At 41.8% G+C, this 20,653-nt stretch carries 17 protein-coding genes; 5 read left to right on the top strand and 12 right to left on the bottom strand.

The window, feature by feature from the left end:
• Window positions 1-94: 94 nt before the first annotated feature.
• A complete protein-coding gene (locus JMY09_RS07345; RefSeq protein WP_201622947.1) occupies window positions 95-997 on the bottom strand; it encodes an acyl-CoA thioesterase in 903 nt (300 codons plus the stop codon).
• Between the two features lie 236 nt (window positions 998-1,233).
• On the bottom strand, window positions 1,234-4,137 hold the full coding sequence (gene rapA, locus JMY09_RS07340; RefSeq protein ID WP_201622946.1) for an RNA polymerase-associated protein RapA: 2,904 nt from the start codon (window positions 4,135-4,137) through the stop codon (window positions 1,234-1,236).
• A 358-nt stretch (window positions 4,138-4,495) separates the two neighbouring features.
• Here rapA and JMY09_RS07335 point away from each other — a divergent pair, with 358 nt between their 5' ends.
• Window positions 4,496-5,440: a D-2-hydroxyacid dehydrogenase gene (locus tag JMY09_RS07335; RefSeq protein ID WP_201622945.1), complete on the top strand. Its 945-nt coding sequence runs from the start codon at window positions 4,496-4,498 to the stop codon at window positions 5,438-5,440.
• A gap of 241 nt (window positions 5,441-5,681) precedes the next feature.
• Here JMY09_RS07335 and JMY09_RS07330 read toward each other — a convergent pair whose 3' ends face one another.
• Together JMY09_RS07330 and JMY09_RS07325 are read right to left on the bottom strand one after the other, a co-directional pair.
• Window positions 5,682-7,244, bottom strand: coding sequence for a flavin-containing monooxygenase (locus JMY09_RS07330; protein ID WP_379606620.1), 1,563 nt, complete (start codon window positions 7,242-7,244; stop codon window positions 5,682-5,684).
• 207 nt (window positions 7,245-7,451) lie between these two features.
• On the bottom strand, window positions 7,452-8,165 hold the full coding sequence (locus JMY09_RS07325; protein ID WP_201622943.1) for an RluA family pseudouridine synthase: 714 nt from the start codon (window positions 8,163-8,165) through the stop codon (window positions 7,452-7,454).
• Window positions 8,166-8,542: 377 nt separating this feature from the next.
• Here JMY09_RS07325 and trxA point away from each other — a divergent pair, with 377 nt between their 5' ends.
• From trxA to JMY09_RS07310, 3 genes are all read left to right on the top strand, one after another.
• On the top strand, window positions 8,543-8,869 hold the full coding sequence (gene trxA, locus JMY09_RS07320; RefSeq protein ID WP_201622942.1) for a thioredoxin: 327 nt from the start codon (window positions 8,543-8,545) through the stop codon (window positions 8,867-8,869).
• A gap of 534 nt (window positions 8,870-9,403) precedes the next feature.
• The gene (gene rho, locus JMY09_RS07315) at window positions 9,404-10,672 is read left to right on the top strand and encodes a transcription termination factor Rho (RefSeq protein ID WP_201622941.1); all 1,269 of its coding nucleotides are present in this window, start codon (window positions 9,404-9,406) and stop codon (window positions 10,670-10,672) included.
• 416 nt (window positions 10,673-11,088) lie between these two features.
• Window positions 11,089-11,334: a glycine zipper 2TM domain-containing protein gene (locus tag JMY09_RS07310; protein WP_201622940.1), complete on the top strand. Its 246-nt coding sequence runs from the start codon at window positions 11,089-11,091 to the stop codon at window positions 11,332-11,334.
• Between the two features lie 142 nt (window positions 11,335-11,476).
• Here the strand turns inward: JMY09_RS07310 and ypfJ are convergent, their stop codons facing one another.
• On the bottom strand, window positions 11,477-12,367 hold the full coding sequence (gene ypfJ / locus JMY09_RS07305; protein WP_201622939.1) for a KPN_02809 family neutral zinc metallopeptidase: 891 nt from the start codon (window positions 12,365-12,367) through the stop codon (window positions 11,477-11,479).
• Window positions 12,368-12,793: 426 nt separating this feature from the next.
• Between ypfJ and JMY09_RS07300 the strand changes: the two genes are divergently transcribed.
• On the top strand, window positions 12,794-13,141 hold the full coding sequence (locus JMY09_RS07300) for a hypothetical protein (protein ID WP_201622938.1): 348 nt from the start codon (window positions 12,794-12,796) through the stop codon (window positions 13,139-13,141).
• A gap of 263 nt (window positions 13,142-13,404) precedes the next feature.
• Here JMY09_RS07300 and JMY09_RS07295 read toward each other — a convergent pair whose 3' ends face one another.
• The 7 genes from JMY09_RS07295 to rplT form a co-directional block, all read right to left on the bottom strand.
• Window positions 13,405-13,836 (bottom strand): BLUF domain-containing protein, encoded by a 432-nt coding sequence (locus JMY09_RS07295; protein ID WP_201622937.1) that lies wholly within the window; start codon window positions 13,834-13,836, stop codon window positions 13,405-13,407.
• 71 nt (window positions 13,837-13,907) lie between these two features.
• Complete coding sequence (locus JMY09_RS07290; protein ID WP_201622936.1) at window positions 13,908-14,435, bottom strand: BLUF domain-containing protein; 528 nt, start codon at window positions 14,433-14,435, stop codon at window positions 13,908-13,910.
• A 92-nt stretch (window positions 14,436-14,527) separates the two neighbouring features.
• Window positions 14,528-15,259 (bottom strand): hypothetical protein, encoded by a 732-nt coding sequence (locus tag JMY09_RS07285; protein ID WP_201622935.1) that lies wholly within the window; start codon window positions 15,257-15,259, stop codon window positions 14,528-14,530.
• A 600-nt stretch (window positions 15,260-15,859) separates the two neighbouring features.
• On the bottom strand, window positions 15,860-16,159 hold the full coding sequence (locus JMY09_RS07280; protein ID WP_201622934.1) for an integration host factor subunit alpha: 300 nt from the start codon (window positions 16,157-16,159) through the stop codon (window positions 15,860-15,862).
• 220 nt (window positions 16,160-16,379) lie between these two features.
• Window positions 16,380-18,794, bottom strand: coding sequence for a phenylalanine--tRNA ligase subunit beta (gene pheT / locus JMY09_RS07275; protein WP_201622933.1), 2,415 nt, complete (start codon window positions 18,792-18,794; stop codon window positions 16,380-16,382).
• A 108-nt stretch (window positions 18,795-18,902) separates the two neighbouring features.
• Window positions 18,903-19,958, bottom strand: coding sequence for a phenylalanine--tRNA ligase subunit alpha (pheS, locus tag JMY09_RS07270; protein WP_201622932.1), 1,056 nt, complete (start codon window positions 19,956-19,958; stop codon window positions 18,903-18,905).
• A 272-nt stretch (window positions 19,959-20,230) separates the two neighbouring features.
• Window positions 20,231-20,587, bottom strand: coding sequence for a 50S ribosomal protein L20 (gene rplT, locus JMY09_RS07265; protein ID WP_011281252.1), 357 nt, complete (start codon window positions 20,585-20,587; stop codon window positions 20,231-20,233).
• Between the last annotated feature and the right edge of the window lie 66 nt (window positions 20,588-20,653).

Raw genomic sequence — 20,653 nt, 5'->3', positions numbered from 1 at the left:
CCGTTATCATGAGTCGCTTTTTTATTTAGATCATATTGTATTACATTCTAATAAACTGCCTGCTTTTAATAGGATCTTGCAAGTCTATAGCCAATTAAGACTTCGGCACCCGTAAACGCATCAGCCCTTCTTGTTGTACTGTGGCTACTAGCTTGCCATCTTGCCAAAACTGACCATGATTTAGTCCCATAGCATTAGAAGTAGTATCGCTCCACATGTCATACAGCAGCCAATTATTAAGGTCGAAATTACGATGAAAATGCATCGAATGATCGATACTCGCCGCTTGTAAGCCGCTAGTCATGAAGCTAACACCATGCGACATCAAACCTGTACCAACCAAATAGAAGTCTGATGAGAACGCCAATAACGCTTGCTGAATAGCAACTGGTTGCGCCCCCAAATCTTGGATGCGTAACCAATTGGCTTGTTTAGGTTTCATCGGTTCAGGATGGATAGGATCACGTGGTTTGACTGGCTTTATCTCTATATGACGACGACGCATAAAACGTGACTTGAGCGCATCAGGTACTTTACCGACATAATCCTCTTTGAGCTCTTGCTCAGCACGCAAATCCTCTGGTGGGGGATAAACAGGCATATTTTCTTGATACTCTAGGCCTTCCTCCATCGAAGAAAAAGAAGCAATCATTGAAAAGATGACTTGCTCAACCGGCGCTTTGCCACGAGCTTGTTTGTATTGAATAGCAGTGACTTGACGTGCTGATAGACTACGGCCATCACGCAAACGTCGTACTTGATAAATTACTGGCTGATCAATATCGCCCCCACGCAAAAAATAACCGTGCAGCGAATGACAAGGTTTGTCCTCATCAAGCGTATGAGCAGCGGCCATTATCGCTTGAGCTAGTACTTGTCCACCGAAGATACGAGCACCAACATAGTCGTGGCTTTTACCTTCAAATACATCAGGGCTGACTTCAATGAGGGCGACTGTAGCTAGCAGCTCAGCGATCAGTTGCGTATTATTAGACATTGAGTTTCCTTATGTTGGATGACCATTATTGCTCGATAACATAGCAATAGGGTTTACAGTAACTTAGCATAATCTTCATTTAGCTTGAGTATTAATAAGTACTAATAAACAGTAAAAATAGTGACTAATAGCATTCGCTTGCAGTAAAACTCAGCTTTTTATCGCCAAGAAGAGATACTATCACAGTATCTCTTCTTGGTTATAAACACTCAAATTACAGTCTAGTATTGTACAGTCTAAGGTTTTACCGATACTAGTACTCGGATTGAATCCGGCACTAAAGATAACGTCGCTAATGCTTGCTCGCCTTGTAACTGTAGCTGCTCTAAACGCTCAATTTCCGCAGGTCGCACGTTTGGATTGATCGTCTGTAGATGCTTGAGACGCTTGACCTCACGTGACCACTGCTGGCTAAAGCGCATACTTGCTTGCGTACCGATCTCAGCCAGTTGGGCTTTAGCAATAGCTTCCGCCTCATAATAACGCTGTTCGATCACATCACCACGTGCTTTGATAACTTGTCGCGCGCGGTTTTTGTCCAAGCGCTCAATATGCGGCATAATCATATCGCTACTGATACGCGCTGACAGATCGCTACCTTGCTCACTGATAAACACTCGAATACTTTGTGCAGACAGAGTAGCTGGCAAATTCAATATTTTTGGTGCAATAGCTTCGACACGGAAGTTGACCTCTAACATCACCATCCCTTGTGGCATAGCGGCACTCTTGAGCATCCCAACCGTCGTATTACCAAAGGTGCTAGTATTAGCCAGCTCATAAATAGCACGCATTAGCGGATGTTCATGAGTAATAAACTCGATCTCTTCACGTGCCAGCGCCAGCTCACGCTCAAAGGTCAGAGTCATACCATCTTCTTCACCGAGCGGTAGCCCTTCAATATATTCGCTAATCTCAGTACTATCGACCGGCGAAATTACCCACGAGCCATCACGTTGAACGCTATAATCAATGTTAGCTGAGGCTAAGAAACGTTCAACGAATTTTGGCAATAGGTTATTACTATCGAAGTCGCGCATAGCATCAGCGATACGTCCAGCCACTCTTGGGCGACAAGAGTTATACTCTAATAGGCGGTCACGACCAGACTGCAATTGTGACTCTAATCCTAGACGTGTTTGCTTAGCATCGGCAATCAAATCTTGTAGAATAAGGCGATTATCAGCGTTATCAGCCCCTTCTAACAAAGGTTTCAAGGTTTGAATATATAGCTCTTGCACGCTTTGCGCAGTCGGTGATATTTGATTAAAGATATTCAGAGCACTATCATACCAATGGTATAGACGCTCTTGCGCGGTGCCTTGGATATAAGGCACATGCAAAGTTATTTTTTGGGTCTGGCCGATACGATCTAAGCGACCTATACGCTGCTCTAAGATATCTGGATTAGCTGGTAAATCCCATAAAATAAGCTGACTAGCAAACTGAAAGTTACGCCCTTCAGATCCAATCTCCGAGCACAGTAATATCTGCGCCCCTTCACTATCAGCAAAGTACGCAGAAGCCTGATCCCGCTCAAGCAGAGTCATCTGCTCAGTAAAGATAGCGGTTTTAATACCAGCATGTAAGCGCAACACAGCCTCAAGGCTTTCAACTGTTGCACCACTACGAGCAATAAGCAGTACCTTTTGGTGTTTTAGTTCGCCCTTTAAAATATTGATTAGCCAAGGTACACGAGGTTCGTCTTCTAACCAGCCACCATCAGGTTGGTTCTCTTCGCCCCATAGCTGCTCACGTAACTTGCCTGTAGTCTGATAGCTATTGACCCAAGTGTCCGGCAAGGGTAAAGGATGCGCCGTACTGCTACGACCATAAAAGCCTTTAACGCTCTCACGAGTATTACGGAACAATACTCGACCAGTACCATGACGATCAAGCAGCTCATTTAGCGCATAAGTGCGAAGCTTATCGTCTTCATTGATGGTGCTTAATTCATCTTCAGTCACGCTAAGCAAATTAGTTAAAGCGGCAATTTGACTGGCAGTCAGTGGCTTGTCTTCTATTAAAGTTGCCGCAACAGCCGCCGTTTGAGCAAAGGCTTCTTGACCATCGATGAACTCATCTAGATCATCAAAGCGATCAGCATCGAGCAAACGCAGACGAGCAAAATGACTTTGCACCCCAAGCTGTTCAGGAGTCGCAGTTAGCAGTAGTACCCCAGCAGTTTCTTCAGCGAAATCGGCTACTAAGTCATACTTTTCGTTGCCACCTTCCGCTTCATTCCAATGCAAATGATGCGCTTCATCGACTACTAATAGATCGAAGCCAGCTTCCATCGCTTGGTCATATAAATCAGGATGATCGAGTAATAAATCCATCCCAGCAATGATACATTGCTCAGTAGCGAAGACGTTTTGCTCAGGGTCATGCTCTCTAATCGCGGCAGTACGTACTAGATCAAATAAAGCAAAATTTAGATTGAAGCGACGACGTAACTCAATCATCCACTGGTACTGCAAGCTATCAGGCACTAAGATTAATACCCGCTCAGCCTTGCCAGTGAGTAGCTGCTGATGAATGATCAGCCCAGCTTCAATAGTCTTGCCCAGGCCTACCTCATCGGCAAGCAATACACGTGGCGCAATACGTTTACCGACTTCGTGAGCGATATAGAGCTGATGCTCGATAATATCGACACGGGCACCCATCAACCCTTTTAGAGGATGTCCAGCCAGCGCCGACTGCATACGCAGAATATCTTGGCGCAGCTCATACCAATCACTGCGTTCAATACGACCCGCTAATAGGCGTTCAAGCGGTTTAGCTAGCGTAATATTAGCAGCGAGGCGGGTTTCCATTATGCCTTTACTAACCGCCCCTCCATCAGGGTTATTAACGCTGTATTTCAGCACCCCCATCACTTCATCAACGCCAGTGACTGTATAGTTGTGACCTTGCTGATCACTGATACTATCGCCAACCTTGAACACCACTCGTGATAAAGGCGCGGACATCTTGGCATAGACGCGCATCTCTTCACTTTGGGGGAATAAAATGTGCACACAACGGTCATCTAAATCGATAACGACACCTAAGCCCAATTCGGACTCAGTATCGGATAAATAACGTTGACCAACGGCAAATTCGGAGCTGTGTAAAGAGGCGGCAGAGATAGTCATAGGGCAGGGTCTTTTTGTACTCAGTTAAGAAAAGGATAAGCAGGAGTAATAATTTCGTTATTTGGTCAGTATCAAAGCTGAGCTATTATATAACGTTAGCGGTTAGATGAGTGCATTAATCTAACTTTTCAAGAGCCTAGCAGCTAGGAATATAGTAGCTATAGTAGTCAGCGGTTCTAGTTGCTGCTTAGTCGTGCTACATTGATAGCCAAATCTGCAATAATAAACCTGATTTAGCGTCATTAAAAGTCAGGTTGACCGCTAGATCAATCCGTTATGAACCATAAATTATCAGTAGTAAAAACCAGCTATTAACCAAAATTACTTATTAACAAAAATTATCTTTTAAGGAGTTTTCATGCAAGCAGTATTTTTAGATAGAGGCACATTTTCTGAGGGCATTGACTTGCCAACGCCACAAGGCATTACTGACTACGTCACTTATAATGACACTCCTCAAGAGGATGCGGTGATTATCGAGCGTTGTAAAAACGCTGATATTATTTTCACTAATAAGGTTAAGATTAACGCCGAAGTTATCGCCCAGTTGCCTAAGCTCAAACTGATCCAGTTGACTGCTACCGGTATGAATAACGTTGACCATCAAGCTTGTACAGCTCATAACATTACGCTAAATAATGTCGCAGGTTACGCGGTCAAGAGTGTGCCTGAGCATACCTTTATGCTGATGCTGAATGCGCTGCGTGCTGGTATTTATTATCATCAAAAAGTCGTCGATGGCAGTTGGCAGGCTAATGGTAATTGGTGTCTATTAGATATCCCCCTGATAGATTTAGAGGACAAAACCTTAGGCATTATTGGGGTTGGCACTATCGGCAAACGTGTCACTGACATTGCCAAAGCTTTTGGTATGACGGTATTGTGGGCTGAGCATCAAGGACGTAGCCCGCGTAATAGCGATTATACTGCCTTTGATGACGTGTTGGCTTGCTCGGATGTGATTAGTTTGCATTGCCCACTAGACGAGCGTACTCACCATCTTATCAACCAAACTACTTTGGCAAAAATGAGCAAACAGCCGCTACTAGTCAACGTTGCACGCGGCGGTATTGTTGACAGTCAAGCGCTTGCTGATGCTATTAATAATGAGCAAATCATGGGCTATGCCAGTGATGTTTTTGAAAATGAGCCGATGCTTGATGACGATCCATTGTTAACTATTACTGAGCATCCACGAGTCATTTTTAGCCCGCATAATGCTTGGGGTAGCGAAAGCGCTCAGATAACCTTATGGCAGATTCTTAGCAAGCAAGTAGTCGGTTTTATTGACAACTATGCCTAAGCTTTTCTTCGACTAAGATTGAGTTAATGTTTTTGCTACCAGATTAGTTCTTTTATAGCTTTTATAAAGCTTACAGATAACCGTGGCAGATTAAAACAGAGTTATTTATCGCCATCTACTGCTATAAATAACTCTCAGCTCTACCGCCTGCGCCGTAGCCCCATAAACAACTGTCTCAGTAAGCTGCTAACTTACGCCAACCTGCAAAGTACAGCGCTTGTTATTAGCTATAAGTGCGGCACTAACGGCTAAAGCTTAACCACTTATCTTTTATTTGACGGTGCTTTAGCACAATGCGATCACTTAAGTAATTGCTAGTGACTTTCCATGGATAGCGATCGCCTTGTTTAGGTAGCTCATCTTTAGCTCGACGTACATAGCCGGCTGATAATGCGCCCATAATAGTATCTTCCTGCACTTGCGCTTTTTCCCCTTCAATCTGGGCTTTTGGCACTACCGTATGGTAGCCATGCTTATGCATATAGCTCAATAACCTAATTAAATAGTGACAGGCTAAATCAACTTTTAGTGTCCACGAGGCATTGGTATAGCCAAATATGACTGCCATATTAGGAATATCTTCAACTAGTACTGCTTTATAAGTCATGCGCGAGCCTATATCCACCGCTACACCATCGACATATAACTTTGCGCCGCCTAACATCTGTAGTTTTAGCCCAGTTGCAGTAACGATAATATCGGCATCCAAATGCTTACCTGAGTTGAGGGCAATACCTGATGCGGTGAAATGGCTAATCTGATCAGTCACCACCTCAGCACGTGTCCCTTTTAAAACTAAAAATAAATCACTATCAGGTACTGCACACAAGCGCTCTTCCCATGGATTATAATCGGGCAAAAAGTGCTCAATGTTAACCTCACTACCCTTAAGCTCTTGCTTCGCCCAGCGTGTTAGTAACGCCTTCATGACACTTGGGGCATGCATAGCGATTTGATAGACGCCTTGTTGCCTTAGCACGTTACGTGCTCGTAGCAAAGTATAAGCTTGCTGCTTAGATAACGGTGAGTACTTAGCAGACAACCAATCGAGCGCATAATCATCGCCTGGTACACTAGCGACATAAGTTGGTGAGCGTTGTAACATAGTCACATGGCGGGCGCACTGTTCGCCGTCTTCAGCAGCTAGTGCTGGTAACAAAGTCATTGCCGTTGCCCCACTACCGATAATGACTACTTTTTTATCATCATAATTTAAGTCTTGCCAGTGCTGCGGATGCACAATCTGACCTTGGAAGTCTTCTTCTTTATCGAAGTGAGGCCGATAGCCAGCTTGGTAATCGTAATAGCCCGTTGCGCCGACTACAAAATTGGCGGTTAACGTAAACACTTCACCACTAGCATGGTTTTTGACCATTGCCGTCCACTGCTGCGCCGTACTTGACCATGACAGTTGCTCAACTTCGTGACGATAGCGAATATGGTCGATGACCTTAAACTCACGTGCAGTATCAGTAATGTAGCTCTTGATATCGCCACCACTTGCTAGCATCCGATGATCTAGCCAAGGTCGAAAGCTGTAGCCAAAGGTTAGCGCATCAGAATCAGAGCGAATACCAGGATAGTTAAATAAGTCCCAAGTACCGCCCAAGTCTTGACGTTTTTCTAATACGACAAATCGCTGCGTTGATGACTGTCCTTGGCGCTTATGGTTGCAGTTACGCTTTTGCTTCATCTTAGATTTAGGAGTAAAAAAACTCGCCGTATTTTGCTGTTGTATATAACAGCCCATACCGATACCAGCAATGCCAGCGCCGATAATTAGCACCTCATAATCAGCTTCTATAGCTGCTTGCGCTTTGCTAGACTTTAAACCACGTTTAATAACATTTTTAGCGGCTTGTTTGGCAGAACTGACATTCATCATAATAATATCCCTTAATAATAGTATTCTTTGATAATTTGATTGCCAGGCTAATTTGTCACTGCCTTGCTACCTGTTGCTAGTCTTATTCATTTTTGCTTGTTTTACTTCAATAATTAAAAACATCAGTTAAAAAGGGCAAGGACTCTCCCAATCCATCCAAGCCCCTAATACTGGATGCTTAAGGCGCAATTGGTGCGCATGTAAATTTAGCCGCGCGGTAATGGTTAAGGCTTTATCTTCAGCATAAATAGGATCACCGATGATCACATGACCGCAGTGCACCATATGTACCCGCAGCTGATGACTACGGCCAGTGACCGGCTTTAAGGCTACTCGCGTTACCGTTTGACCAGCGCACTCTTCATGACTGAGTATTTGGTAGTGGGTTAAAGCATTTTTATGCCAGTCAGGATCAACGATATGGCGCGGCTTAGTCGCAGGTTCATAACGTACTGGTACTGATATTTTGCCAGTTGCCCCTACCGTTTCCCAAGCACCAAATACTCGTGCCTCATAAGTCTTTTGCGGCAAGCGCTCAATAAACTGTTTACTAATATGAGTTTGCGCCGCAGCATTTTTGCCGAATATTAGGAGACCTGAAGTGTCCATATCTAAGCGATGTATTAGTTTCACTTGTGGATTAACACGCTCTAGTCGTGATAGCAGACTGACTTTGAGGGTCTTGCCATCGACACTGAGTAAGCTTGCCGGCTTATCTACTACCCAAATATCTTCATCTTCATACACTGTGACTTGTTGCGCAAAGTCTTCAAAGAAACTGGCTTGGTATTGAGTCTCTTGGATATTTAGAGCAGTGATGGTATTACTATCGTAAGGCATAAAATGACCACTTATTTTTTGGTTATTGATTACTGATTGTCTGGGTTGAAAAGTATTTTTTTACAGGTTTATGACTAAAAGTCTATAAGGTATCAGATGAGTTAATGGGTTATTGACAGTAACTAGGGTTGGGTTTCGATTTATTGTACTAATATTAGTTGTTGAGTAATTCAACCAGCCATGCGCTAGTAACTGCTGATAAACATGTTAATATAATGACATATTGTTATTCATTCATAATACTTCTTTAGCCATTGACTAATATTTGATGATTGCTACTAATAATATTTATAGCATAACTGGTAGCAATTTTGATTGGCTGCTATAGTGATATAGAGTCGATGTACTAAAGAGACCACAAAACAAGAGAGAAAATAATGTCTGACCTTATCGTTAATACCACTGATGACAACTTTGACCAAGATGTATTGCAAGCTGATGTACCAGTTTTAGTGGATTTTTGGGCCACTTGGTGTGGACCTTGTAAAGCTATTGCTCCTATCTTAGAAGACTTAGCTGCCGAATACCAAGGTAAAGTTAAAATCGTTAAAGTGGACGTGGATAGTAACCCACAAGCTGCGAGTCGTTTTGGTATTCGTAACATTCCTACCTTATTCGTCTTCAAAAACGGCGAAAAAGTTGATTCAGTAATGGGCCTACAGCCTAAAAGTGAATTGGCTAAAGTACTAGACAAGCACTTGTAAAACATTGCTAGCTAATTTTGCCCAATTTATCACTGATTAATCGGTGGTTAAATAGAGTTCTGAAAAGCCATTATCTTCTCCAGATAATGGCTTTTCGCTAACGTTCATCGCAAACTATTTAATTATACGACTTTTTTAGTAAAAATAATTGACAAGCGTATCGTGAAAACCGTATAGTCTTGTGACAAGAAAAATATAGTATTTTCATAAGCGTCTTGTCGCTGTTCTCCCTGTGTTTATCACTATAAAACACATTTATCGCTACTGAATACAATAATTGAATAAAATGACTAAATACGATTATTAGCAGTAAATGCTTATCGTATCCCTTTATGTAGCCTTTTCTATCGTTCTTATTTTCACTCAGTACTGTCAATGTACAGCAGGTGATAATTTGATGTATAGGAATTGGATCTGTATAAAGATCAACTTTGCGCACACATCCTATTACTATACTAACGTTGTTCTAAATCAATGTCGTGGGTTGTGCTGCTAATCGCAGTTCCCACCCGACAAATTGCTAATGACTACTCTATGAATTTAACTGAATTAAAGAAAAAATCAATCGCTGAGCTATTGACCATCGCCAAAGAAATGGGCCTTGATAATATGGCTCGTAGCCGTAAGCAAGACATTATCTTTGCTATTCTAAAAACCCATGCCCGTAACGGCGAAGCCATCTATGGCGACGGGGTACTAGAAGTACTACCAGATGGTTTTGGCTTTTTGCGTTCTTCTGAAGGCTCATATTTGGCAGGTCCTGATGACATTTATGTCAGTCCTAGTCAGATTCGACGTTTCAGTCTCAAGACTGGTGACAGTATTGCCGGTACTATCCGTCCGCCAAAAGACTCTGAGCGTTATTTTGCCTTATTAAAGGTGGGAGAAATCAACTTTGATACTCCTGATCGCTCACGCCATAAGCTTATTTTTGAGAACTTGACCCCTCTGTTCCCAACTGAGCAGCTTAAGCTTGAATCAGGTAATGGTACTACCGAAGACTTGACGGGTCGTATTATTGACCTGATTGCTCCTATTGGTAAAGGTCAGCGCTCAATTATCGTAGCACCACCTAAGGCTGGTAAAACGGTACTGCTGCAAACCATCGCTCAAGCGATCACTCGTAACAATCCTGAATGCTATTTGATTGTATTACTGATTGATGAGCGCCCAGAAGAAGTGACAGAGATGGTACGTACTGTACGTGGTGAAGTGGTCGCCTCAACTTTTGATGAACCCCCACAGCGCCATGTACAAGTCGCTGATATGGTTATCGAAAAAGCCAAGCGCTTAGTAGAGCATAAGCAAGATGTGGTTATCTTACTTGACTCCATCACTCGTCTTGCCCGTGCTTATAACACCGTTATTCCGTCATCGGGTAAAGTACTGACTGGTGGTCTTGATTCAAATGCTTTAGAACGGCCAAAACGCTTCTTCGGTGCTGCTCGTAACATCGAAGAAGGGGGTAGCTTGACTATTATCGCCACCGCTTTGATTGATACTGGTAGTAAAATGGACAGCGTAATCTTTGAAGAATTCAAAGGTACTGGTAACCAAGAAATCACTCTAGAACGTGATTTGGCAGAAAAACGCGTTTTCCCAGCTATTAATATCAAAAAGTCTGGTACTCGTCGTGAAGAACGCTTGCTCGATGAAGATAAGCTGCGTAAAGTTTGGATTCTACGCAAATTGTTACAGCCGATGGATGGGGTACAAGCTACTGAATTCTTATTGGACCGTCTCAAAGAAGCTAAAACCAATGATGAGTTCTTTGACCAGATGAAACGTAAATCTCAAAACTAGAAGTTGTTAGCTAGAGTTATTAATATTCAACCTAAAGTTAATAGGGTTGCTATTATCTTGCAGTCATAAAAAGGAGATCGCTTATAGCGGTCTTTTTTTTGGCTTACACTTCAGTGCTAGTTAGTTAGCGTATTATCATGATGAATACAAGAAAACTAAGTCAAAGCCCTACTCACGACATATAAGCGCAACATCACTTACATTGCATGTGCAAAGCTTAGCGTTTCTACTACGACTCCAACACTAGTAACAAGGTATTATCAATATTGATACTAATACACTCAATCAAAAATTGTTAATAAGTGCTTTGCTAGTTATCCTAGCTAGTAATTATCTAAAAATAGCGCCCAAATGGCTATTTTGATTAATTATTAAAAGTACTTATTATCATTTTGCTTCATTTAATAGGTGATGATATGAAATTTGCTAAAACTATCGCGATGACCGCTATTACTAGTACCGCTTTAATTATGACTGGTTGTAACTCTACTGGTGGTTATAACAGTGGCGTAAGTAACACTACTAAAGCAGCTACTGCTGGTGCAGTTGCAGGCGCACTTATTAAAAGTAAAGGCGATAGTAAAGATATCGCTCGTGGTGCTCTAGCGGGTGCTGCTGTCGGTGGTGCAGGTGGTTATATCTATGACAAAACTAAAAACTAATAAATAGTTTTTGGTCAGATTGATGTTAAAAGCCCACAATCTAAGTTGTGGGCTTTTTTTGGCTTAAATAACTGTCCTTTAATCTAAAAAATTATACCTTTAGTCCTAAGCTATTTACTGATAATACGGCGATACTTAGAGACTATAATCCACCGCTAAAAGTATCACAGCTTTGGATATTGCCGCTTTCCAAACCACGAGTAAACCATTGCACACGTTGCTGACTCGTACCATGAGTGAAGTTATCGGGAACCACTGCTCCGCCACTAGCGCGCGCTAATCTATCATCACCAATTTGTCCGGCAGCATTGATAGCTTCCTCAACATCGCCTGCTTCTAAGAACTGTACACGCTGTTGATTACGGTTGGCCCATACCCCAGCGAAGCAATCTGCTTGTAGCTCTTGTAATACCGAAAGTTTATTCGCTTGGGCACGAGTAACTTGGCGACTAGCTTCGCTGACTTGTTGGGAGATACCCAGCAAGGTCTGCACATGATGACCTACTTCGTGCGAAATGACATAAGCCTGCGCAAAGTCACCAGCTTTATCACGGTTTTCTTCATCGCCTGACTGTTGTTGATCACCACTAATACCAAAGTTTTGACGCATTTCTACAAAAAATGAAGTATCTAGATACACTGTCTGATCACCAGGACAATAAAAAGGTCCCGTCGCTGAAGTAGCACTACCACAAGCTGAATTGATCTGCCCTTTGAATAGCACTAGTGAGGGATCCTTATAAGTCTGCCCACCTTCTTTAAATACTTGACCCCACACCTCTTCAGTATCCGCCAGCACAACTTTTACAAACTGGGTATCTCGATCATCTCTAGTAGCTGGTTGAGTTGAGTTATTACTGCCACCACCAGCTACTACTTGACCAGTTTGCAATGCAGTCATTGGGTTGACTCCAAACACTAACCATAAAATACCAGCGATAATAATACCGCCAATACCGCCACCCATTATCTTACCGCCGCCGCCACTACTAGTACGGACGTTAGAGCTACCCCTTCTACCTTGCCATTTCATAATATTCTCCAATTCACAACAATATATATCAGGCGCTGTCGACACTTAACCCTTTAAGCCAATACATACTCTTGTGGGTAAAGTATCAAAATCTACTGATAGCAACTCTATTTAATTTAATGTATAGCCAAAGAGCCGATAACCTTTGTCTAAGCTACTAACTATTTTTACTGGCTTCAATTTAGCAAATTATACGTCCATTACGCTATTAACTTGTATTAAACTTATATAAAAGTCGAGCTTGTAAATATTATTTACATATTTATTGTTAATTAATGGTATAAACTCTTTTCATTTACTTAAAAAAGATATAGAATGCGTGCAAGCTGAGTAGCTGTAACCAAGAGTAGTTGATCTCCAAAAATAAACTGGAAGTTCAACCTTTAGTTATGTCTATTGCTCATTTCATTTTCCGGAGAATATCGTATGAAACTTAAATTACTTGCTCTAGCTGGTATCATGGCCGCTACTATGGGCTTAACTGCTTGTGATAGCAACAAAGAAAACGCTGCTGAAGACATTGCTGATGCAAAAGCTGACGTTGTTGATGCAACTGAAGAGCTAAACAAAGCTGACGAAGCTACTCCTGTAGCTGATGCTGCTGTAGCTGACGCTGCTGTAGCTGTTGACAATGCTGCTGAAGCAACTGCAACTAGCGAAGTTGATGCTGAAGTTCCAGTAGACGGTACTGCTACTGCTACTACTGATGTAGCAACTGATCCAGCTGTTATCGCTGCTGACGAAGTTGTTGTTGTTGAGCCAGCTACTAAATAATTATTATTATATAAATAATAGTTATTTTGTACAAAAAAAAGAGAGCTTAAGCTCTCTTTTTTTATGGCAAAAATTTAGTAATTTCATCCTTACTCGCAAGTATTTTGAGTTCTGACTGTATTTCTATAATTGTTGTCCACATATCTACAGCTATATAAAGCCTTATAGGGAATATCTAGCACTATTAAAAACCCTCATCAATATCTCTTTATAATGCCTGATTGATCACTAGACTCTTAGTATCAAGCTAGCAGCTGCTCCGATCAAACCTCACTAAGTTCACGCATCAAATCGTTGGCCGATTCAGCATTTAGCAAGTAGGGATTAAAGCTGACAGTAGTAGAATATTTAAGATAAATGGCGGCGTTTTCTTCAGTTGGAGAAGCATAATTCATTGACCATTTAGCCCATAATCTATGCTTTAATTCACGAGTCTCAATCAATTGCAGATCATGATGGCGCTGATCAGCAATCAAACTATACAGCAATCGATTGATCTGCGCTCTTGGTCCTTCAATGGTTTGTAGAAAATAATCCTTATTAAAAATAAGCATACCAGTGATACCATTGGCGGCATTGTTACGTTGGGCTTGTTGCAAAATCTCATTAAAATCATTAGCCGATACATCAGAGTTAGCACGACTGGCATAAGTCATGCTAACTAAAATATGGGCGTCAGTATTATTCTCGATCATCGGTTATCTCTTATATAAAAAATATTCAATGTAGAGGGGCTAACGGTGGTAACTACCCTACTAAAAGCCAACTATCTCCTACCAAACCAAGATTTCTTCTTTTCTATTGCTTGTTTGTGTTGTTGTTCTTGTCGCTGTTGTTGTTTCGACAGAGCATCAATAAACAGCATAATTTGCTTAGTACTCATTAAATAAGGATTGAACTCAGTACCTGCTGAAAACTTAAGCGAATGCTCTTTATTATCTACGCTAGGAATCAGATATTTCATCGACCATTTATCCCAGCGACGTTGTTCAATCTCGCTACATTCAATAACCTGTAACGAAAAATGCCGCTCATCTTTGACCAATTTTCTTAACAGATCATTAATAACAGGTCTGGAGCCTTCAATACTTTGCAAAAAGTAATTATGATTAAATATTAAAGCGCCAGTAATGCCATTTTGACTATTATTCTGTTGCGCTTGCGCAAGGATACTAGATACTTCGCCCTTTAAATTATAGCTGTTATAACGACTAATATAAGTTAGGCGCACCATGATATGCTCGCCATTCATCATTTTTGCATGACTACTTTTTAAAGGTTCAGCTATTGCCATAACGGACTCCGGTCAAGTAAAAACTGAAATAAGAACCAATATAAGAATACTAACTTGCACTATAGTACGTCCGGTAACAGAGACTGTAACCCTTATTTTCTCAGCGCTTGCATATAATTATCCATATCCCACGCCATATTATTGCCATTAATAGCCTGCTGAATTCGTTGCACTAGAGCCAATAACTGCGAATCGTTTTCACATCGCTCTAGACTTAATAGATAACCCCAAGCCTCTTGGGCGGGCAGATTTTTTTCTATATAAGTTGCCAAGTCTGACTTTATGGTTTCATAGCTGACTTTAGGAGCTTTACTGTTAACATAGCCCTCTTTAGCAGCAAGCTTATGGTTTGCAACATTATTGAACTCAGCAGCAAGCTCAGCTTCATCATGCACTTGAGTTGCCACTGCGTCAAAAGCTATAACGGAAGATCGACTAGCCTGATAATGATCAACACTTGTCTGTCTATTATTAAGCGCTGTATTTACTTCAGATCTGGTAGTAGAGAGACCGTCTGGCTGTGTAAACGTAGTAGATTGCGGTTGGTTAACAACATTTCTGGGCAGTTGTGCAGCGTTAGCCTTACTCTGCGGGCTAAGCTCAATGCATTGAAAATCCACAAGTAATTCGAATAGCGGTGTTATACCACCAAACTCAGCAAACATATCATTGTCATTAAGCGAGTCCAGATAATTTTGATAAGTTTTTTTACCATCGATAGTGATTAGTAGTGTTCTAGCCTCTCTTGGCAACACACCCAAAGTTTGATTTCTAATTTCTTCTCGACCTGAATTGCTTTTTTGATACACATCATTACTATCCATTTTTTTAATCCAACGCAGATATTCAGACTAGTATTTTAGCAAAATGATGCTAACCGAATAATTTTGTGATCTAAGCAGTTAAGCCATTCACCTGTAACTTTATAAGTAGTAGTGAAATCTTAGTTATATTGCTTACTTATAGCAGGGAGTAATTGATTATCGAGCTTTGTATATTATTGCATAGCCTATCTGAGGTTAATACCAATATATAATTCCATGGTCAGCTAATAAACTCAATGAGCGGTTTGTCTACCACTGCAAGCTTCTATCTACAAGTTCCTGTCTACAAGTTCCTGTCTGCAAGTTCCTGTCTGCAAGTTCCTGTCTGCAAGTTCCTATATAGCACGGTTTCAATAGTGTCATAAAGTTTTGCCAGCAGGATAGGTCCCTATTTGCATTATTGATGTTTAATAGTATTAAACCTACTAAGTAATGCTAAATAATATTAATAATGGCAAAAATAAAGCGGCAAACTAAGAAACATTAATATGTCGCTTAGTTTGCCGCTTTATCTACAGTATATTTGCTTGCTTTACTAATTGGCTTACTGTGCTAAGTAGTTATAATCTAGTTAATCGTTATAGCTAACATTTCTAACTATTACACATCAAATAAGCGCTCATCAACCTTTTGACGGAACTTTTGACCGGTCTTAAAAGTAACTACTCGGCGAGCAGAGACTGCTACTGCTTCCCCAGTCTTTGGATTGCGACCTGGACGACTATTTTTGTCTTTAAGCTCAAAATTACCAAAGCCTGAAAGTTTTACTTCTTTCCCTTCGATCAAACTCTCTGACAGCTCATCAAAGAAATTCTCTACTAAACAACGTCCTTCTTGACGAGTTAAATCGAGGCGAGTCATTAGATGCTCGATCATATCAGACTTAGTTAAAGTGCTCACTATGGTGCTCCTTTGCTATATCGTGGCTAGTGTCTAATGTTATGGATAACTATGACAAATAATATTAGCTATTATAAATGATTTCTACCGAACTTTTAATAGAGTCTGCAATAAAACCTTTTATTAATAACTAGTTAACACTGTTGACGACTAATTCAATCTCCCAAACCCTGTAAGTCATAGGGTTTGAGAAATTAAAAAGTAACGCTATTATTTACTATTAGCTATCACGTAATTGGGCTTTATGCTGCTCTGTTAGAGCATTAACTACTTTATCCGTAGCGGTTTTAACTACTTCATCAGCTAAGGTTTGGCTATGATCCTGCCAAGTCAAAGCAAAAGCTAGAGAGCGCTGGCCCGCTGGCACTTTGTCGCCTTGATAGACATCAAACAACCATAAATCGGTCAATAATGGCCCAGCGGCATTACGGATAGTTGCTTGTAGCGTTTGTACACTGATATCGCTGTCAACAAGGATAGCAATATCGCGGCGCACTTGCGGAAATTTACTTGGAGTGGCGATCAGTTGTTGTTCGCGTGCCAGTGTCAGTAATGGTGCTAAAGCCAACTGCGCAACCCAAGTAGCTGGTAGATCAAGCTGTTTTGCAGTGTTAGGATGTAGCTGTCCAAGCCAACCGATATAATGCTCATCTATATACAGTTTAGCGCTTTGTCCTGGATGCAGAAAGTCCAAATCACTACGCTCATAACGGATACGTCCTGACGCAAGCTGCGCAGGTAATAGTTGCTCGACATCGTGTTTAAGATCATAGAAGTCTAGCGCACGATTTTGATAAGCTTGTTCATCCCATAGATTACCGACAGCGACTAAGGCAATACTAGGGGTCTGTACTAAGGCGCTCACGTTTTGACCAACGAAGCTTAAGCCGGTCTCAAAGAAACGGATACGCGCTTGTTGACGATTGAGGTTGTATTGGACACAAGGCAATAAACTTGATAATAGCGTACGACGCATAACCGCTAGATCGTTAGATATAGGGTTAGCTAATGCTAGTACCTCACCTAGTGCTTCATCATTAATTAAGGCTTCTAGCTTAGCATCACTAAAGCTAAAGCTAATGGCTTCCATATAGCCGATATCAACCAAAGCCAGTTTCATTTCGTGAGTCAAGTCCGCAGTGTCATCATAGTTCATACTGACTTGTAGATGCGGCAAAACGCTAGGAATATTATCATAGCCATAGATGCGTGCTATTTCTTCGATCAGATCTTCTCTAATGACCATGTCAAAGCGATACGATGGTGGTGTACAGATAAGCATATCAGGCTGTTGCTCTACTACCAGCCCTAGCTGGGTTAAAATACGCACCATAGTATCTACTGCAATTTCGATACCAAGGACGTCTTTTACTTTAGCAATGGGTAAAACGATAGCCGTACGAGCAGGTAGCTGATCTTGCTGCTCAACAGTAATGATAGGTCCCGCCTTGCCATTAGTAATAGTAGTGATCAAATCAACAGCACGCGCTAATGCTAATGCCGGCAACTCAAAGTCTACTCCACGCTCAAAACGTTGTGAAGCATCAGTATGCAGACCGAAGCGGCGTGCACGAGCTGCGATAGCTAGCGGACTAAAAAAAGCACTCTCAAGAACGATATTAGTAGTAGCATCCGTGACACTACTGCGCTTGCCACCCATGATACCAGCCAGAGCTAAGATACCACTATCATCAGCAATAACCAACTCATCACCAGTTAAGCTTATAGTTTGCTCATTGAGCAAAGTAAGGCTCTCTTTAGGCTCAGCTAAACGTACTACTATACTGCCAACAATAGTATCTGCATCAAAGGCATGTAGAGGCTGACCTAGCTCCATCAATACATAGTTAGTGACGTCAACTAAGAAATTGTGCGAGCGTAAACCGGACTGAACTAAAGCATCAGTCATCCATTTGGGTGTTTGAGCACTACGATCAATGCTACTAATAGACTGGACTAAGTAGCGAGGACAAGCTGCAGGGGCAGTAATTGTCACTTCAAGGGTAGTTTGGCTATCACTAGCTAGCACTGGCGGATTGACCACTGGGGTCTGCACTGCCAAGCCATTGATAACACCGATTTCACGAGCTATACCACGCACACTAAAGCAGTCACCGCGATTGGGGGTAATAGAGATGTCGAATATCTGATGATCTAACCCTAGATAATCGCGGATATCTGTACCGATAGGCGCATCTTCTGCAAGTTCCAGTAAACCGTCGATATCGTCGGTCAAGTCAATCTCAGAGGCGCCGCATAGCATACCGTTAGAAGCTACACCACGTAGTTCGCTGGCTTTGATATGAAAGCCTGGTTTATCTTTACCGCCATCGCCAGGAAGCACAGCACCGACTGTTGCCACAGGGACTTTCATACCGACACGGACATTAGGAGCACCGCAAACGATTTGTACCGTTTCTTTAGCACCAATACTAACTTGCGTTACTCTTAGCTTATCGGCATCAGGATGCGGCTCAACACTGATGACTTCGCCAACCACTACGCCATTAAATGGACGTGCGACCGCATAACGATCATCGATCTCCAGTCCTGCCATAGTGAGTTGTTCGGCCAATTGCTCGCTAGTATTAGTAGGGTTTACCCATTGACGTAACCACTGTTCGCTAATTTTCATAGATATCTCAGATCAAAATTTCAAAATAAAAAAACGGCGTATTGATACGGCTTGTCTATCCCTAACGCATAGTGCTAGGGTCGTTAGCCTATTCTACATAGCCACTGTTTAGCCGAATTGCTTTAAGAAGCGTACGTCATTTTGGAAGAACAAGCGTAAATCATCAATGCCATAGTACAGCATCGCAAAACGCTCAATACCCATTCCAAAAGCAAAGCCAGTGTACTTTTCAGCATCAATGCCACAGTTGGTCAGTACTTGTGGATGCACCATACCGCAGCCCATAACTTCAAGCCACTTGCCATTATCGTCTAAGATGTCGACCTCAGCGGATGGCTCAGTGAAAGGGAAAAAAGAAGGACGAAAACGTACCGTTAGATCTTTGGCAAAAAACGCCTGTAAAAATTCACTAATCAAGCCTTTTAACTCTGCAAAAGAGCTGGACTCAGTGACCATCAACCCTTCTAACTGATGGAACATTGGCGAATGAGTTTGGTCTGAATCGTTACGGTAGACGCGTCCGGGGCAGATAATACGGATAGGCGGTGCGCTCTTCTCCATAGTACGGATCTGTACTGGACTAGTATGAGTACGCAATAAATAGTGCGCATCAAAATAGAAAGTATCGTGCATAGCACGTGCAGGATGATGCGAAGGAATATTTAGCGCCTCAAAGTTGTAATAGTCACTCTCAACTTCTGGCCCTGTCGCAACATTAAAACCCGCTTGAATAAAGAACTGCTGCATGCGCTGGGTAATCATAGTCACCGGATGCAAGTGACCTCTTTCACTGCCACGCGCAGGTAAAGTAATATCAATACTTTCACTAGCAAGCTTGGCATTTAGAGCGGCGATTTCTAGCTGTTGCTGTTGCACAGTTAATGCTTCTTGGATACGACTACGTACTAGATGCAGCCATCCGCCATAAGTCTTTTTGTCATCACTACTTAGCTTACCCATTTGCTTTGACCAGCCGGTTAGCTGGCTCTTTTTACCAGTAAGCTGAACTCGTAATTCTTGCAGCACGGGTACACTAGTAGCTTTGGCAATAAAGATTTCGGCAGCACTGGCAAGCTCATTCAGTTGACTTTCATTGAGCTCATTTAGCTCTGAAGATAGAACCGGTAATTCCGACAAATCGGTAGTAGCAGCAGGGGTAGTCATAAGACGCATTATTCCTGAGTTGAACAAAATTTTGAAGGGTTGACGAAATAGTCACTAATCGGCGCAGCAGACTTTATGCTGCTTGGCATTTATATTAACAAACTTATTATTTATATTAACCATTAATAGCTTAGCAATATAACCTACTTGAGCAGCAAACGCATAAAAAAAGCTACCGACTAGCGGTAGCTTTCATTAATATCGTACTATTAATCAATATCAACGTTGCCTATACAAATATCTAATCTAGATACCGATAGGACCATTAATATTTAGGCCAGTTCCGCTTTTGCTTTTTCGACCAAAGCAGTGAAAGTAGCAGCATCATGCATAGCGATGTCAGCAAGTACGCGACGATCGATTGCGATGTTAGCTTTTTTCATGCCATTGATAAAGCGGCTATAGCTCAAACCGTTTAAGCGTGCACCAGCATTGATACGAGCAATCCAAAGGCGACGGAAAGTACGCTTTTTGTTGCGACGGTCACGATATGCATATTGACCAGCTTTAGTTACTGCTTGTACTGCTACACGATAAACACGTGAACGAGCACCATAGTAACCTTTTGCGCGTTTTAAGATTTTTTTGTGACGGCGATTCGCCTGTACACCACGTTTTACACGGGCCATAATTTACTCCAAGAATTTTTAGCGGTATTAGTCAAATGAAACAACAATGCTTACTATTAAGATAGC

The sequence above is a fragment of the Psychrobacter urativorans genome, from assembly GCF_904846695.1.
GTDB classification, from domain to species: domain Bacteria; phylum Pseudomonadota; class Gammaproteobacteria; order Pseudomonadales; family Moraxellaceae; genus Psychrobacter; species Psychrobacter urativorans.
This window is presented reverse-complemented; position numbering and strand designations above follow the sequence as displayed.